The sequence below is a fragment of the Neorhizobium tunisiense genome (genome assembly GCF_039631515.1).
Taxonomy (GTDB): domain Bacteria; phylum Pseudomonadota; class Alphaproteobacteria; order Rhizobiales; family Rhizobiaceae; genus Neorhizobium.
Genome location: NZ_JBDIUU010000001.1, coordinates 1,274,991 through 1,289,351, shown reverse-complemented (window position 1 = coordinate 1,289,351; position 14,361 = coordinate 1,274,991). Strand labels below are relative to the sequence as shown.

At 61.8% G+C, this 14,361-nt stretch carries 17 protein-coding genes; 3 read left to right on the top strand and 14 right to left on the bottom strand.

Features of this window, described 5'->3' with window-relative positions; genetic code table 11:
* Positions 1-221: 221 nt before the first annotated feature.
* A complete protein-coding gene (locus tag ABCW43_RS06925; protein ID WP_345922702.1) occupies positions 222-1,367 on the bottom strand; it encodes a DnaJ C-terminal domain-containing protein in 1,146 nt (381 codons plus the stop codon).
* Positions 1,368-1,633: 266 nt separating this feature from the next.
* The gene (locus ABCW43_RS06920) at positions 1,634-2,092 is read right to left on the bottom strand and encodes an RT0821/Lpp0805 family surface protein (RefSeq protein ID WP_345922701.1); all 459 of its coding nucleotides are present in this window, start codon (positions 2,090-2,092) and stop codon (positions 1,634-1,636) included.
* A gap of 64 nt (positions 2,093-2,156) precedes the next feature.
* Here ABCW43_RS06920 and pdxH point away from each other — a divergent pair, with 64 nt between their 5' ends.
* Entirely contained in the window at positions 2,157-2,777 is a 621-nt protein-coding gene (gene pdxH / locus ABCW43_RS06915) for a pyridoxamine 5'-phosphate oxidase (RefSeq protein WP_345922700.1), read from the top strand.
* 65 nt (positions 2,778-2,842) lie between these two features.
* On the top strand, positions 2,843-3,154 hold the full coding sequence (locus tag ABCW43_RS06910) for a helix-turn-helix domain-containing protein (protein ID WP_345922699.1): 312 nt from the start codon (positions 2,843-2,845) through the stop codon (positions 3,152-3,154).
* A 1-nt stretch (position 3,155) separates the two neighbouring features.
* Here the strand turns inward: ABCW43_RS06910 and ABCW43_RS06905 are convergent, their stop codons facing one another.
* The 3 genes from ABCW43_RS06905 to ABCW43_RS06895 form a co-directional block, all read right to left on the bottom strand.
* Positions 3,156-3,497, bottom strand: a complete 342-nt coding sequence (locus ABCW43_RS06905; protein WP_345922698.1) for a type II toxin-antitoxin system RelE/ParE family toxin — start codon at positions 3,495-3,497, stop codon at positions 3,156-3,158.
* A gap of 3 nt (positions 3,498-3,500) precedes the next feature.
* Complete coding sequence (locus ABCW43_RS06900) at positions 3,501-4,484, bottom strand: polysaccharide deacetylase family protein (RefSeq protein WP_345922697.1); 984 nt, start codon at positions 4,482-4,484, stop codon at positions 3,501-3,503.
* 165 nt (positions 4,485-4,649) lie between these two features.
* Entirely contained in the window at positions 4,650-5,441 is a 792-nt protein-coding gene (locus tag ABCW43_RS06895; RefSeq protein ID WP_345922696.1) for a sulfite exporter TauE/SafE family protein, read from the bottom strand.
* 128 nt (positions 5,442-5,569) lie between these two features.
* Here ABCW43_RS06895 and ABCW43_RS06890 point away from each other — a divergent pair, with 128 nt between their 5' ends.
* The gene (locus ABCW43_RS06890; protein ID WP_345922695.1) at positions 5,570-5,878 is read left to right on the top strand and encodes a nucleoside triphosphate pyrophosphohydrolase family protein; all 309 of its coding nucleotides are present in this window, start codon (positions 5,570-5,572) and stop codon (positions 5,876-5,878) included.
* A gap of 2 nt (positions 5,879-5,880) precedes the next feature.
* Here the strand turns inward: ABCW43_RS06890 and maiA are convergent, their stop codons facing one another.
* The 9 genes from maiA to coxB form a co-directional block, all read right to left on the bottom strand.
* Complete coding sequence (maiA, locus tag ABCW43_RS06885; protein ID WP_345922694.1) at positions 5,881-6,516, bottom strand: maleylacetoacetate isomerase; 636 nt, start codon at positions 6,514-6,516, stop codon at positions 5,881-5,883.
* An 18-nt stretch (positions 6,517-6,534) separates the two neighbouring features.
* Positions 6,535-7,950 (bottom strand): metalloprotease TldD, encoded by a 1,416-nt coding sequence (tldD, locus tag ABCW43_RS06880; protein WP_345922693.1) that lies wholly within the window; start codon positions 7,948-7,950, stop codon positions 6,535-6,537.
* A gap of 95 nt (positions 7,951-8,045) precedes the next feature.
* Positions 8,046-8,810: an SURF1 family protein gene (locus ABCW43_RS06875; protein WP_345922692.1), complete on the bottom strand. Its 765-nt coding sequence runs from the start codon at positions 8,808-8,810 to the stop codon at positions 8,046-8,048.
* A 67-nt stretch (positions 8,811-8,877) separates the two neighbouring features.
* Positions 8,878-9,753 carry a cytochrome c oxidase subunit 3 gene (locus tag ABCW43_RS06870; protein WP_345922691.1) on the bottom strand — a complete coding sequence of 292 codons (876 nt, stop codon included), beginning with the start codon at positions 9,751-9,753 and terminating at the stop codon, positions 8,878-8,880.
* A 51-nt stretch (positions 9,754-9,804) separates the two neighbouring features.
* Positions 9,805-10,440, bottom strand: a complete 636-nt coding sequence (locus ABCW43_RS06865; protein WP_345922690.1) for a cytochrome c oxidase assembly protein — start codon at positions 10,438-10,440, stop codon at positions 9,805-9,807.
* A gap of 9 nt (positions 10,441-10,449) precedes the next feature.
* On the bottom strand, positions 10,450-10,587 hold the full coding sequence (locus tag ABCW43_RS06860; protein ID WP_345922689.1) for a cytochrome c oxidase system small membrane protein: 138 nt from the start codon (positions 10,585-10,587) through the stop codon (positions 10,450-10,452).
* Positions 10,587-11,543: a heme o synthase gene (locus ABCW43_RS06855; RefSeq protein ID WP_345922688.1), complete on the bottom strand. Its 957-nt coding sequence runs from the start codon at positions 11,541-11,543 to the stop codon at positions 10,587-10,589. Before ABCW43_RS06855 ends, ABCW43_RS06860 begins: the two co-directional genes overlap by 1 nt.
* Before the next feature lie 68 nt (positions 11,544-11,611).
* Positions 11,612-13,315 (bottom strand): cytochrome c oxidase subunit I, encoded by a 1,704-nt coding sequence (gene ctaD, locus ABCW43_RS06850; protein WP_345922687.1) that lies wholly within the window; start codon positions 13,313-13,315, stop codon positions 11,612-11,614.
* An 18-nt stretch (positions 13,316-13,333) separates the two neighbouring features.
* A complete protein-coding gene (gene coxB, locus ABCW43_RS06845; protein WP_345922686.1) occupies positions 13,334-14,218 on the bottom strand; it encodes a cytochrome c oxidase subunit II in 885 nt (294 codons plus the stop codon).
* Positions 14,219-14,361: the final 143 nt, after the last annotated feature.

Here is a 14,361-nt window from a genome sequence, read left to right as displayed (position 1 = left end):
TCGAAACGTGGAGCGAAATTCGGGACGGCGCAACTACAGAAGCAACTTTACCGCTCATGAAATTGGAGTACCCAGCCCACCCTATAATTGATACCGGCGATAGCCGGATGGTCTATTCGCGCTGTCTGGTCGCCGGCGCACCAACAAATCTCCGTGACGTCTTACAAAACAAGTTGCGGGTTTGGCGCGTACGAACGTCGCTCCTCCACTAGGCGATGCCGTCAGACATACAGCCCGTGACGCATGTGCCGCATCAGGTCGGTGACCTTTTCGTTCGGCTTTTCCCACAGGACGACGCGCAGTTCGACCACCAGATCGCCGCGACCGCCCGCATCGTCATGGAGGCCAAGGCCGCTCAGCCGGACTGTCTGGTCGGAACCGGACCATGCCGGAATGCTGATGTTGCGATTACCGTCCGGCGTCTCGACCGAGGCATCGCCGCCAAGCACGGCATCTTCGAGCGAGATCGACAAGGTCGTATGGAGGTCGAAACCTTCGACGCGGAAACGGCTGTCGCGGGCAATCTTGATCGAGGCGAGGAGGTCGCCGGATTTCATGCCGGTGAGCTTGAGGCCCTGGCCCTTGAGCCGCGCCACATGGCCATCGGTCATGCCCTTTTCCAAGGCGAGGCGCACTTCGCGGTCGTCGGCCATTTTCAGCGTGATCGTGTTGAGTTTCAGGAGGTCCTCGACGGTCACCGTGGCCTCGACGGAAATATCCGGAGCCTTTTCCGGAGCAGGCGTTGTGCCGCGGAAGCGGCGCACGATGGAGGCGATCAGGTCGATGGCAAGGGCCGGCAGAGGCGGTCTTTCGGCGCCGGATGCATCTGCCTTGGCCGCTTCGGCCGAATCGCCATTTGCCTGCGATGATGAGCCGGTCGGGTGAGATTTTGCCTGTTCGGCTGCTGCAGCGCCGAAAATGCGCTCGATCATGTCCTCGGGCGTTTCGCCTGCCGGGCCGGACTGATTCTGGGGCTGAGCCTGAGCCTGCGATTGCGATTGGCCGCGAGCCTGCGCCTGTGGCTGGGCCTGCGATTTGGCATTCTGCGCATTGGCCTTGGCGAGTTCTTCCATGACCTTTTCGGCGTTGGCCTTGGCGACCTTGGCACGTTCGGCGGCTTCGCGGGCGGCATTACGCTGCTGCATGATGGTCTGGTGCATCTCGGCGGCCTTGTCGTATCGCTTGCGGCGCTCGGGATCCTTCAGGACCTCGTAGGCCTGGCCGATCTCTGCGAAACGGCTCGTCGCAGACGGATCGTCCTGATTCTGGTCGGGATGAACGGTCTTGGCCTTGGCGCGCCAGGCAGCCTTGATTTCGTCGGGCTCGGCATTGCGCTTCACGCCAAGAAGAGAATAGGGATCACGCATTGTGGGACCACCGGTTACTTGAGACGGCAGGCCCCCGCTTGATCCTTGGACCCCCGATACTCGTCACAACTCCGACAGCCATCCGCCGGTTCCTCATGTTCCGGGCAGATTACTGCTTACATCCGGCGAGCCTATGTTAGGACTTGTGAATCAGTGGTTACGCGGCCGCCAATCGCACTCGTTAAGGTAAACGAATGGTTTCCGGCGCGACTTTCGCAAATGCATGAAACGGATCTGCAGCGGTGTCTGTTTGGGGGAGGGCGGACCTACTGGCGGTCGAAGGCCGTGAGCATCCAGTCGCCGCTGCCGGTCAGGCAGGTCTGCCCGGAGAACATGGCGATACCCTCGTAGGAATGCCGCGTGGTGGTGAAGACGCGGCAGATCTGCTCGCCGTTGCGGGCTTCATGGATCTGCGACACGACGCCGGCGCTGCCCGTTGCTGTGTTGGCCCATGGAACCGAAGCCGCGCCGACCTTCGCAAGGTCGGCAGAGGAGACTGCGTTGCGCACAGTCGCCTCGTCGGAAAGCGCGGCACCCGTGTGCTGGGGCGCGCCGGGCACGGTGCCGGTCGCGATCGAGCGGTCGACTTTGGGGGAGCTTCCGAAGAGATCGAGGCTGCTGGTACAACCGGCAAGCGAAAGCCCTGCAAGGCAGAGGGCGGCTGCCCGTCTGCCGAGGAGAAACGACCTCTTTGTGCGGCTCTTCGACTTTGCTATCACTACCACCGTGCGTCCTGTCCGACTGAAAAACTCGGGCATTTTTCATGAGATTGGGAGTATTTTAGTCAATATGTCTGAGAGCGGGTTAACAACTGGTGACTTCACCGCCGAGAACGAACCTTTCGCGCTTTTCGGTTCCTGGCTGAAGGATGCCGAGAGCTCCGAACCCAACGATCCGAATGCCGTAGCGGTTGCGACCGTCGACGAAAACGGCATGCCGAACGTCCGCATGGTCCTGTTGAAGGGGTATGACGAGAACGGTTTCGTCTTCTATACCAATTTCGAAAGCCAGAAGGGCCGCGAGATCCTCGGCCAGAAAAAGGCGGCGATGTGTTTCCATTGGAAATCGCTGCGCCGGCAGGTTCGCCTGCGCGGCGAGGTGGAAGTGGTGAGCGATACCGAGGCGGACGCCTACTACGCCTCGCGCGCCCGCGGCAGCCGCATCGGCGCCTGGGCGTCGAAACAGTCCCGCCCGCTCGAAACCCGCTTCGCACTTGAAAAATCGGTGGCCGAATACACCGCACGCTACGCGATCGGCGACATTCCGCGCCCGCCCTACTGGTCCGGTTTCCGCATCAAGCCCGTATCGATCGAGTTCTGGCACGACCGCCAGTTCCGCTTGCACGACCGCATCGAATTCCGCCGCCCCGTCGCCGACGGTCCGTGGGAAAAGGTGCGGATGTATCCGTGATCCGTCATTGACCAGACATGTGTTTCCGCCTAGATTATACGAAAATCCGTATATAGAGGACGGAAATGGAACGCCTGGTCTTTGAGAATATCTTTGATGCCGTCACGGAGGATCCGATCGAGGCCGCAGACCTACGGTTTCGCTCGGATCTGCTCACGACCCTGGTTGCCATTTTCGAAGACAGGAAGTGGAAGCAGGCGGCTATCGCCCAGGCTCTCGATATTCCCCAGCCTCGCGTCAGCGAGTTGATGCGTGGGAAGATTCACCTATTCTCGGCGGATAAGTTGATCGGCTATCTTGCAAAGCTCGGAGTGCGCCTGAAGCCTTCTTTCAACGCCGAGCACAAAGTGATCTGCGAAGTGGTCGAGGCGGCCTGATCTATTTGCGGCTTTTGACGATTTGAAGCATCGTCTTGTGACGATCCTGGACAGTGTCCATCGCTTTGCGATCAACGCCATTCGTCGTCTTTGTGAAGGCATGGAGGATGAAAACCGTGTCGAGGTATTTGGCACAATAGACAGCGCGATAGGCGGGACTGCCGTTCTCGATCAGTTCGACGACACCGTTTCCTATACCCTTCAGGTGCTTGAAATCCGAAAGAGGTTGAAGCCCTTCCTGGACACGCTGAAGGTCGTTGGCGAACTGGATCTGGATATCTTTGGGAAGTTCCTGGAAGGCCTTTTTCGCGGAAGAGTTCACGAATTCAAAGGACTTCGCCATCGCTCACCGCCCGATCGCGAAGGGAATGCCTGAAGCGAGTGCAGAGACGTAGCGCGGCTGCTGGTAATAGCCGTTGAGCGAGATGCGCGGCAGGCCGGTGAGCCTGCTCACGTATTTGGCGCAGAGCGTGCCGGGCTGCGTCGTCACCGCGACCGAAAAGCCGAGCTCCTTGGCGATCCCGTAGTCGCGCTCGGAGACAGCGGCGCGGCTGCCATAGGGATAGGCGATCGTGTCCGGCCGATCGCCGGTCAAAGCCTCGATCCAGTCGGCCGACTGCTTCATTTCCGCGCGGGCGTCCTCCGCCGAAAGCCGGGCGACGGCCCTGTGGCTCGTCGTATGGGCACCGAGCGACGCCAGCGGATGGGCGGCGACCGAACGAAGTTCTTCGGCATTCATGGTGAGGTCGTCGGTGATCTTCAGCGGATCGACGCCGTGTTTTCTTGCCAACGCATCGATCCGCGAGACGGCGGCCGACTCTTCCACTTCCAGGACATAGCTGGAAAACCGGTCGAAGGCGTCGAACTTGCGCGCCTCGGAGGTAAGGTCGAGCACTTCAGGTCCGCCGCCGAAATCGAACGTCACTTCCCGCTCGCGGCCGAGAAGTTCGGCGACCGTCTCCCACCACAGCGAATGGCTGCGCTCGGCAAACCCGCGGGTGACGAAAATGGTGAAGGGTACGCCGTGGCGGGCAAACACCGGCAGGGCGTATTCGGCATTGTTGCGGTAGCCGTCATCGAGCGTAAAAGCCGCGAACGGCTGCTTCGTCGGCGCTGCAAGCCGTGCCGGTACGGCGCTCAAAGGGATAAACTCGTAGCCTTCGGCCGAAAGCCGCTCGATAGCTTCACCGAGGAAATCCGCCGTCACTTCCAGATGGCCGCTCGGCTGCAGCGGGCGGCTCTGTTTCGGCCGCACATGATGGAGCGTGAAGATGGCACCGTGGCCGCGGGCATTGGGCATCATTCCGGCACGCGCAAGTGCTGCGGCCATGTCGAGGCCACCGGCGACCAGCCGGCGTTTGACATCCCGGCGCCAAAGCGCCTGAAACCTGTCCCTCGTGTTCCCCACCGCGATCACGCCCACGTTACTTTGCAGTGGGCGACACTACTGCCGGACGGGTTAAGCCTTGCTGAATAAAGCGGGGCTTGATCTTGGTCAGGGCCGCAGCGCATCGAAAAGCGGCAGGCTGACGATCGCCGCCATGGCGATCAGCAGGAAGCAGATGCGCCGAAAGGTGCCTTCGGAGGCAAAACCGAACAGTTTCGAACCGGCAATCACACCGAGGCCGTAACCCGGCCCGGCGATCAAAGCGAGGGCGAGAACGTCGAACGTCAAAAGACCGCCGACGACATAGGCTGTGGCGGAGATCACCGTCGAAAGCGCAAAATAGAGGATGAGATTGGCGCGTACGGTGAGCGGCGGGATGGCGCCGCCGAGCCAGTAGGCGACGACCGGCGGCCCGGAGAGCTGTGCCGCGCCGCCGAACAGGCCGGCAAGCGCCCCGACGCCGATCGTCAGCGGCGTCTTCGGCTTGCCATGATAACGCCAGCCGGAAATCAGGAAGATCAGCAGGCAGAGCACGACGACCGAGATCAGCCACCTGAGCGCCGTCGGATCGATCAACGCCAGCAGCGTCGTGCCCACCGGCACGCCGATCAGCGTACCGATCAGCATCGTGCCCACCTCGCGGCGGTTGGCGCGCTTCAAGCCGTCCGGCACCATGCCGAGTGTCGTCACTCCGTCGATGACGAGCAGCAGGGCAGGGGCGATCTTCGGCCCAACGGCCGCACCTGCGAGCGGAACGAAGATCAGCGCGCCGCCGAACCCGGAAAACCCGCGCGCCAGCCCGGCAATCAGTGCCGAGAGGAAAAGAAACACGAGCTGCGCCGGCCCATGGCCCGGAATCCATGCATCCAGGAAGGCGGCGATCGGGTTGGCGGTGTCCATGGGAAATGCCGTATGCAGATGGGATCGAGTGGCCCGCACCTGCCGGGATTTGGAGAAGGGTGTCAAGCAAACCCTCTGGAGACGGCGCGGGAATCGGCATTCTCCTGCGGATACAAAAGGAGAATGTCATGCTGGGCAAGCTTATCGCACAATTCGAGGCCGCGTCTTCCGATTATGCGCAAAACCATGGGATGGTGCGCGATCCGGACTGGTTTGTCCTGAAACTGCAGGAAGAGATAGGCGAACTGACCCAGGCCTGGAACCGCGCCACCGGCCGCGGGAGGAAGAAGGGTAGGAGCGACGAGGATCTCGGCAGCGACCTCGCCGACGAAACCGCCGATCTGCTCGGCCATGTCCTGCTGTTTGCACGCACGAACGGGCTCGATCTGGCGGCGGCGATCGAGCGGAAGTGGTTGTTCAGGCGGGATGAGGGGTAAGGTCAGACCGCGCCGGGGAAATCCGACTGTGCTTCAGGGCGTGCCAAACGGAAGGCAGGAAGCTCGACGCATTTCGCTTCGACAGCCAGGAGTTCCGGATAGATTGAAAGATCGCAACCGAGCCTGCGCGCGTTGCTCAACTGCGGAACGAGATGTAGATCCGCCCATCCCGGTTCATCGCTGAAACAGAACGCAAAGCGTTCATTTCGATCAAGCAGGCTTTCTTCCAGCGCGTTCAGTCCCAGCGTCAGCCAGTGCGAAACCCATTGATGTACTTTCGCTGGATCGAGTTCCAAATCCGCCTGGAGAAGCCGGCGTACCCGCTGCACAGTGAGGGAGTGCATTTCAGATGCGATATGCCCTGCGAAGCCACGCGCTTGTGCTCGGAGCAGTGGATCTTTCGGCAGAAGCGCGGGCAGCGGATGGGTTTCCTCAAGATAGTCGAGGATTGCCGACGATTGGGGAATGATCTGCCCGGCAATATCGAGTGCCGGCAGTAGTCCCTGCGGGTTGAGGCGCCGGTATTCCCCCGGCGCCAATGACCCCACAGGCACGTAGGTATAAGGAATGGCCTTGAGGTTGAGCGCTATGCGCACCCGTTCGCCGGCCGAATTCTGCCATCGCGATAAAAGGCGCATAACATCTCCCGAAAAGCCTTACGCCTTCGTCCCACCCACCGTCACCTGGTCCATCCGCAGATGCGGCTGCCCCACGCCGACCGGAACCCATTGGCCGCCCTTGCCGCAATTGCCGATGCCGGTGTCGAGCTTCATGTCGTTGCCGACCATCGAGACGCGGCGCATCGCGTCCGGACCGTTGCCGATCAGCATGGCGCCCTTGATGGCGGGGCCGATCCTGCCGTCCTCGATCATGTAGGCTTCGGTGCAGCCGAACACGAATTTGCCGGAGGTGATGTCCACCTGGCCGCCGCCGAAGGAGACGGCGTAGATGCCCTTCTTCACCGAGGCGATGATCTCTTCCGGGGTTTTATCGCCGCCGAGCATGTAGGTATTGGTCATCCGCGGCATCGGCGTATAGGCGTAACCCTGGCGGCGGCCGTTGCCGGTCGGTTGGACGCCCATCAGCCGGGCGTTCTGGCGGTCCTGCATGTAGCCGACCAGCTTGCCGTTCTCGATCAGCACGTTGTAGGCCGATGGCGTGCCTTCGTCGTCTATCGTGATCGAGCCGCGGCGGTTGTCGATCGTGCCGTCATCGACGACCGTGACGCCGGGCGCCGCAACCATTTCCCCCAGAAGCCCGGCAAAGGCCGAGGTCTTCTTGCGGTTGAAATCGCCTTCGAGCCCGTGGCCGACCGCCTCGTGCAGCATCACGCCAGGCCAGCCGGAGCCGAGCACGACATCCATCGTGCCGGCCGGCGCGTCGATGGCGGTCAGGTTGACCAGCGCCTGGCGCAGCGCCTCGTCGGCGCCGGTCTGCCAGTTGCCTTCGGTGACGAAATCGCCGAAGCCGATGCGGCCGCCGGTGCCGAACGAACCGCTCTCCTGCCGGTCGCCGTCACCGACGACGACGGAAATGTTGATGCGGGTCATCGGGCGGATGTCCTGCACGCGATGGCCGTCGGCGCGCAGGATATCGACCACCTGCCAGCTTGCGGAAACGGTGGCCGTCACCTGCCGCACCTTGTCGTCCTTGTTGCGCAGATAGGTGTCGATATCGGTCAGCAGCTTGACCTTGTCCTCGAAGCTCGGGGATCCGATCGGGTTTTCGTCACCGTAATATTTCTTGTTGGTGCGCTGCGGGGCTGCCGCATAGGAGCCGGAATACCCGGCGGTGACGGCGCGAACCGCATCGGAGGCGCGCGAAAGTGCCGCCGCCGAAAGCTCGCCCGCATGCGCATACCCGACCGCCTCGCCGGCGACCGAGCGCAGGCCAAAGCCCTGGTCGGTATTGAAGGAACCGCCCTTCAGGCGGCCATTGTCGAAGGTCAGCGATTCCGCCTGGGCATGTTCCACGAAAAGCTCGCCGTCATCGGCGCCGGTAAGCGCCTCGGAGAGGATCGAGCGCAGCTTGGTCTCGTCGCAGTCGAAAAGGTTGAGAAGGTCGGTGTTCATGGGTGCTCCTTCGTCGCTGGTCCTCGTGAAGACGCGCGCTCTGTTCCAACCGATGTAGGTCCGGGGAGGGACCGAAGCAAGCCTATCCTGCGGGGTCAGGCGCGTTTGCGGCGGAAGATCATGCCGATGACGACGGCAACCAGGGCCGCGGCAAGCCCGTACCAGGTCACTGCATATTGCAGGTGGCTGTTGGGGAGGTCGAACTGGGTGACGCCGCCTTTGGGCCAGCCGCCCGGATTGACGACCGACGCGTCGGCATCCACGAAGAACTGCACGACCTTCGACGCCTCGATACCGGTGGTCGAGGCCATGGCATCGAGATCCTTCCAGTAGAAGATGTTCTTCGCCGTGTCGTTGTCCGGAACGATGGAGGATGGCTTATCGCCAAGCCGCACCCGCGCATAACCGGTGACGGTCTGCGGGCCGGCAACCTCCCCGGCGCTGCGGATCTTCGGGTCCTTCATCTCATAGGGCACGAAACCGCGGTTGACGAAAAGGACGCGGCCATCGGCGAGCGTCATCGGGGTATAGACGTAGAATCCGGTCTGCCCGTTGAAGGTCGCGAAGAAATGCTGCTCCCCGGCGTGGTCGAATATCCCGGTGACCGACACCCGGCGGTATTCGATATCCCCGCCGGCTTTCCGGATCGCCTCGATATCCGATAGCGCGACGGGTGCCGCCGCCCGCCGCTGAGCGATATCGGCAAGCAGCCCTTCCTTCCAATGCAGCCGCTCCACCTGCCAGGTGCCGAGCGACAACAGTATGGCGAGCGCCGCCAGCACCAAGACGGCGGTCGCGATCGCCCTGCCACGGCCGGGTATTTTATCCGATGCGGTTCGCGAGGGAGCCTTGGTTGCCATTCGTTCCAATCCTCAAAAAGCAGAAGGGCGGCTCGTCGCCGCCCTCCCGAATTTCATGTCCCCGCGATCAGTGGGCCAGCGGAGCGCCCCAGCCACCCCAGATGTAGATGGCGAAGAAGAGGAACAGCCAGACCACGTCGACGAAGTGCCAGTACCAGGCGGCCGCTTCGAAGCCGAAATGCTGGGTGGGCGTGAAACCGCCGGCCACCGCGCGCAGCAGGCAGACCAGCAGGAAGATCGTGCCGACCAGTACGTGGAAACCGTGGAAGCCGGTCGCCATGAAGAAGGTCGCGCCGTAGATCGAGTTCGAGAAGGCGAACGGAGCGTGGATATACTCGTAAGCCTGGACGCAGGAGAACAGGATGCCGAGTGCCACGGTGAGCGCCAGGCCGGTGATCAGGCCCTTGCGGTCGCCGTGCAGCAGCGCATGGTGAGCCCAGGTGACGCAGGTGCCGGACAGAAGCAGGATGATGGTGTTGTAGATCGGCAGGTGCCAGGGATCGAGGACCTCGACGCCCTTCGGCGGCCATTGACCGCCGAGGAATTCGACGCGGGTCGCCTGAATCGCCTCGTTGGCGTAGAGGCTGGCATCGAAGAAGGCCCAGAACCAGGCGACGAAGAACATCACTTCGGAAGCGATGAACATGATCATGCCATAGCGCAGGTGCAGCGAGACGACGCGGGTATGGGCGCCGGAATTGCCTTCCTTGACGGTGTCCGTCCACCAGCCGATCATCGTGTAGAGAACGATGGCGAGGCCGCCGAAGAACCACCATGGGCTCGCCCAGTTGAGGCCGAAAAGATGAAACTCGCCGCCCTTCAGATAGCGCATGTAGGCGACGCCGCCGAAGGTCATGACGAAGGCACCGAGCGAGGCGAGAATCGGCCACGGGCTCGGATCGATGATGTGGTAGTCGTGATTTTTCTGATGCGCGTCGGCCATGTCAGAATCCCCGGATGAATGCCTGCTTCGCCGGAAAACCGGCGAACCCTCTTAAAGTTTCCCCACGCCTGCGTTCAGCGCGCCCGTCTTCGGGGCGCCTGCCTTCTGGCCTTCCGGCAGAGCGGCAACCGGTTTGCCCGGCTCGCTCGGATAGAAGGTGTAGGACAGGGTGATCGTCTTGATGTTCTTGGTCTCTTGAGCCGTGGCGAACTCCGGGTCAACGAAGAATACCACCGGCATCTGCACCGACTGGCCGGGCTGCAGCGTCTGCTCGGTAAAGCAGAAGCACTCGACCTTGTTGAAATAGGCGCCGGCTTCCATCGGCGTCACGTTGAACACGGCGCTCCCCGTCGTCGGCTTCGACGAGCGGTTGGTCGCCGTATATTCGATCTGAACGGTCTCGCCGATCTTCGGGTTGACCGACTTGGCGGGCTTGAACTCCCAGTTCAGGCCCGGCGAGATGTTCGCGTCGAACGTGACCTGGATCGGCTTGTTCAGGATCTTGTCGGAATACTGCTCGACGCGCTGGGTCGTGCCGTTATAGCCGGTTACCTGGCAGAACAGCCGGTAGAGCGGCACGGAAGCATACGCGGCGCCGACCATGCCGGCGACAAAAACGGCGCAGCCGGCGAAGATCGCGCTGTTGCTGACCCGCTTTGCCTGCCCGTTCCGAACCACGTCCGTCATCGCTCCACCCTAGTTCCCGACTCCGCCGATTTTCACCAGCGTCATGATGTAGAAGAGGACCACGAGCCCGGCGAGAACGATGCCGAGCGCGACATTGCGGTTGCGGCGCGACTTCCTCTGGGCTTCGCTGAGCTTGAGTGTTTCCATCACAGCAGACCTCCCACGAGGTGCGGCAACCCGGCCAGCAGCCGGTCGGCCAGCAGGCCCGAGAAGATCGCAAAGAGATAGAAGATCGAATAGGCGAACATCTTCTTCGCCGGCATCATCTTCTCGTCGCCGTCGGGCATGCGCCGGACGGCGATGGAACAGATGACGAAGATCGCGCCGAGCACGGCGGCAAAGATGCCGTAACCGAGGCCCGCAAGTCCGGTGAGGGTAGGGGCGACCGCGATTACCGCAGTCAGCACTGCATAGACGATGATCTGGTTCTTGGTTGAGGCCTCGCCTGCGACATTCGGCATCATCGGCACGCCGACCGAGCCGTAGTCGCGCATCTTGAAGAGCGCGAGCGCCCAGAAATGCGCCGGCGTCCACAGGAATATGATCAGGAACAGGAGAATGCTGTCGAGCGATACGCCGCCGGTCACGCAGGCCCAGCCGATCATCGGCGGGAAGGCGCCGGACGCACCGCCGATGACGATGTTCTGCGGTGTCGAGCGTTTCAGCCACATCGTGTAGACGACGGCGTAGAAGAAGATCGTGAAGGCGAGCAGGCCGGCCGAGAACCAGTTGACCGCAAGGCCGAGGATGACAACCGAGAAGACCGAGAGCGTCAGGCCGAAGGCGAGCGCTTCCTGGGGCAGGATGCGGCCTGCCGGGATCGGGCGCTTGGCGGTGCGGGTCATGACCGCGTCGATATCAGCGTCATACCACATGTTCAGCGCCCCGGAGGCGCCGGCGCCGACGGCGATGCAGAGAATGGAAATCACGCCAAGGATCGGGTTGATCTGACCTGGCGCGAGGATGAGGCCGGCGAATGCAGTGAACACCACGAGCGACATAACGCGCGGCTTCAGGAGTTCGAAGAAATCGCGCGCGCTCGCCTCCGAGAGGCGCGAGCCTCCATCGGTGCCAAGAGCGTCGTGATTGTCCATAACCGTCATTAAACCGTCCTGTCTGGTATTTCAGGGCATCGCGGCTGCCGCGATGCCCCTCTTCGAAGATGAACCGCTTACTTGATGCGCGGCAGCTGTTCCCACTGGTGGTACGGCGGCGGCGAAGAAAGCTGCCATTCCAGCGTCGTCGCACCTTCGCCCCACGGATTGTCGCCGGCGACGCGCTTCTTGGCGAAGGCTTCCCATACGCCGAAGAGGAAGATCAGCACACCGACGAAGGAGACGTAGGAGCCGATGGAGGAAACGTAATTCCAGCCGGCAAACGCATCCGGGTAGTCGATGTAGCGGCGCGGCATGCCGGCGAGACCCAGGAAATGCTGGGGGAAGAACACCAGGTTGACGCCGATGAACATGACCCAGAAATGCAGCTTGCCGATGAACTCGTTGTACATGTAACCGAACATCTTCGGGAACCAGTAATACCAGGCCGCGAAGATGGCGAAGACGGCGCCGAGCGACAGAACGTAGTGGAAGTGGGCCACGACGTAGTAGGTGTCATGCAGCGAGCGGTCGAGGCCGGCATTGGCGAGCTGGACGCCCGTGACGCCGCCGACGGTGAACAGGAAGATGAAGCCGATCGCCCAGACCATCGGGGTCGAGAACGTCAGCGAGCCACCCCACATCGTCGCGATCCAGGAGAAGATCTTGATGCCGGTCGGAACCGCGATGACCATCGTCGCGAAGACGAAATAGCGCTGTGCGTCGAGCGACATGCCGACCGTGTACATGTGATGGGCCCAGACGATGAAGCCGACGGCACCGATCGCGACCATGGCATAGGCCATGCCGAGATAACCGAAGACCGGCTTCTTCGAGAAGGTCGAGACGATGTGGCTGATGATGCCGAAGCCGGGCAGGATCAGGATGTAGACTTCCGGATGACCGAAGAACCAGAACAGGTGCTGGTAGAGGATCGGATCACCGCCGCCTTCCGGCGAGAAGAACGTCGTGCCGAAGTTGCGGTCGGTCAGAAGCATGGTGATGCCGCCCGCCAGAACCGGCAGCGAGAGCAGCAGCAGGAAGGCGGTGACCAGAACGGCCCAGGCGAAGAGCGGCATCTTGTGCAGCGTCATGCCCGGAGCGCGCATGTTGAGGATCGTGGTGATGAAGTTGATCGCGCCGAGGATCGAGGACGCGCCGGCGACGTGCAGCGAGAAGATCGCAAGGTCAACGGCCGGGCCTGGATGACCCATGGTCGCAAGCGGCGGATACATGGTCCAGCCGCCGCCGACACCGTAAGCGCCCGCCGGGCCTTCGACGAACATCGAAAGCAGCAGCAGCAGGAAGGCCGGCACGATCAGCCAGAAGGAGATGTTGTTCAGGCGCGGGAAGGCCATGTCCGGCGCGCCGATCATGATCGGCACCATCCAGTTGGCGAAACCGCCGATCATCGCGGGCATGACCATGAAGAAGATCATGATCAGCGCGTGGCCGGTGGTGAACACGTTGAACATGTGCTTGCCGCCGTCGATCGCGGAATCACCCTGGAAACCGTAGACCATCGAGGCCAGACCATGGAAGATCTGGATGCCCGGCTCCTGCAGCTCCATGCGCATGGCGACCGACATAAGGCCGCCGACGATGCCCGCGAAGATCGCGAAGATCAGATAGAGCGTGCCGATGTCCTTGTGGTTGGTCGAAAACAGCCAGCGCTGAGCAAAAGTCGGCGTGTGCGAATGATCATGATGATCGTCGTGAGCATGCGCATCGTGAGAGGTGCGGGCATGTGCGTGATCGTCGTGAGCGGAATGTCCAGCCATTGTCCTCACTCCTCTGAATTACTTGGATACGTTTGCCGCGACGGCAAAATTGCCGGCAGGCTTGTCGACCGCAGCCACGAGAGCCTTGTAGGCGCCCGGCAGGTCGGTCGCAGCAGAGGCGAGCCAGGTCTTGTACTTGTCTTCCGAGACGACGCGGATGGCGATCGGCATGTACGCGTGGTCCTTGCCGCACAGTTCGGAGCACTGGCCGTAATAAAGACCTTCCTTCTCGGCCTTGAACCAGGTTTCGTTCAGGCGGCCCGGAACGGCGTCGATCTTGACCCCGAAAGCCGGCATTGCGAAGGCGTGGATGACGTCGGACGGAGCAGCGGTCACCAGAACACGTACGGTCTTGTTGACCGGGATGATCATTTCGTTGTCGACGGCGAGAAGACGCGGGTAGACGGCAGTATCGGTCTTGCCGGCGCCGGCGCGGTCCTGGTCCTTCAGCATGAAACTGTCGAAGGCCACCGGGGCCGGCGTGCCTTCATATTCATAGTTCCACTGCCACTGGGTGGCGGTCGCCTTGACCGTCATGTCCGATTCCGGAATTTCGAGCTGGGCATTCAGGAGATTGAAGGAGGGAATGGCGAGGAAGAAGAGGATGAGAACCGGGCCGAGCGTCCAGATGATCTCGATCGCCGTGTTATGGCTGGTCCGCGACGGTACCGGATTGGCACTGGCACGGAACTTCACGACAACGACCACCAGCAGAACCAGAACCAGCAGCGTGGTCGGCACGATGAACCACAGCGTATAGTGGTTGAACCAGCGGATCTGGTGCATGATCGGCGTCGCGGCCGCCTGGAAATCAATCTGCCACGGGTGCGGCTGGTCCGCAAAGCCCGCGGAAGCAAAGAGCAGACAGATGAGCGCCGTCATCACTGCAAAAGCCCTGTTCATCACTAAAATCTCCCCATGCGTCTGATCTCGATCAAACCGAACGCAGAATCCAAGCTATATGGTCTGCTTCAATCACAGTTTGCCTGCCGCCGCAATATCTGGCGGGAAAAGCCCGTGCGGCATTTTGCGCCTCCCGGAAAAGC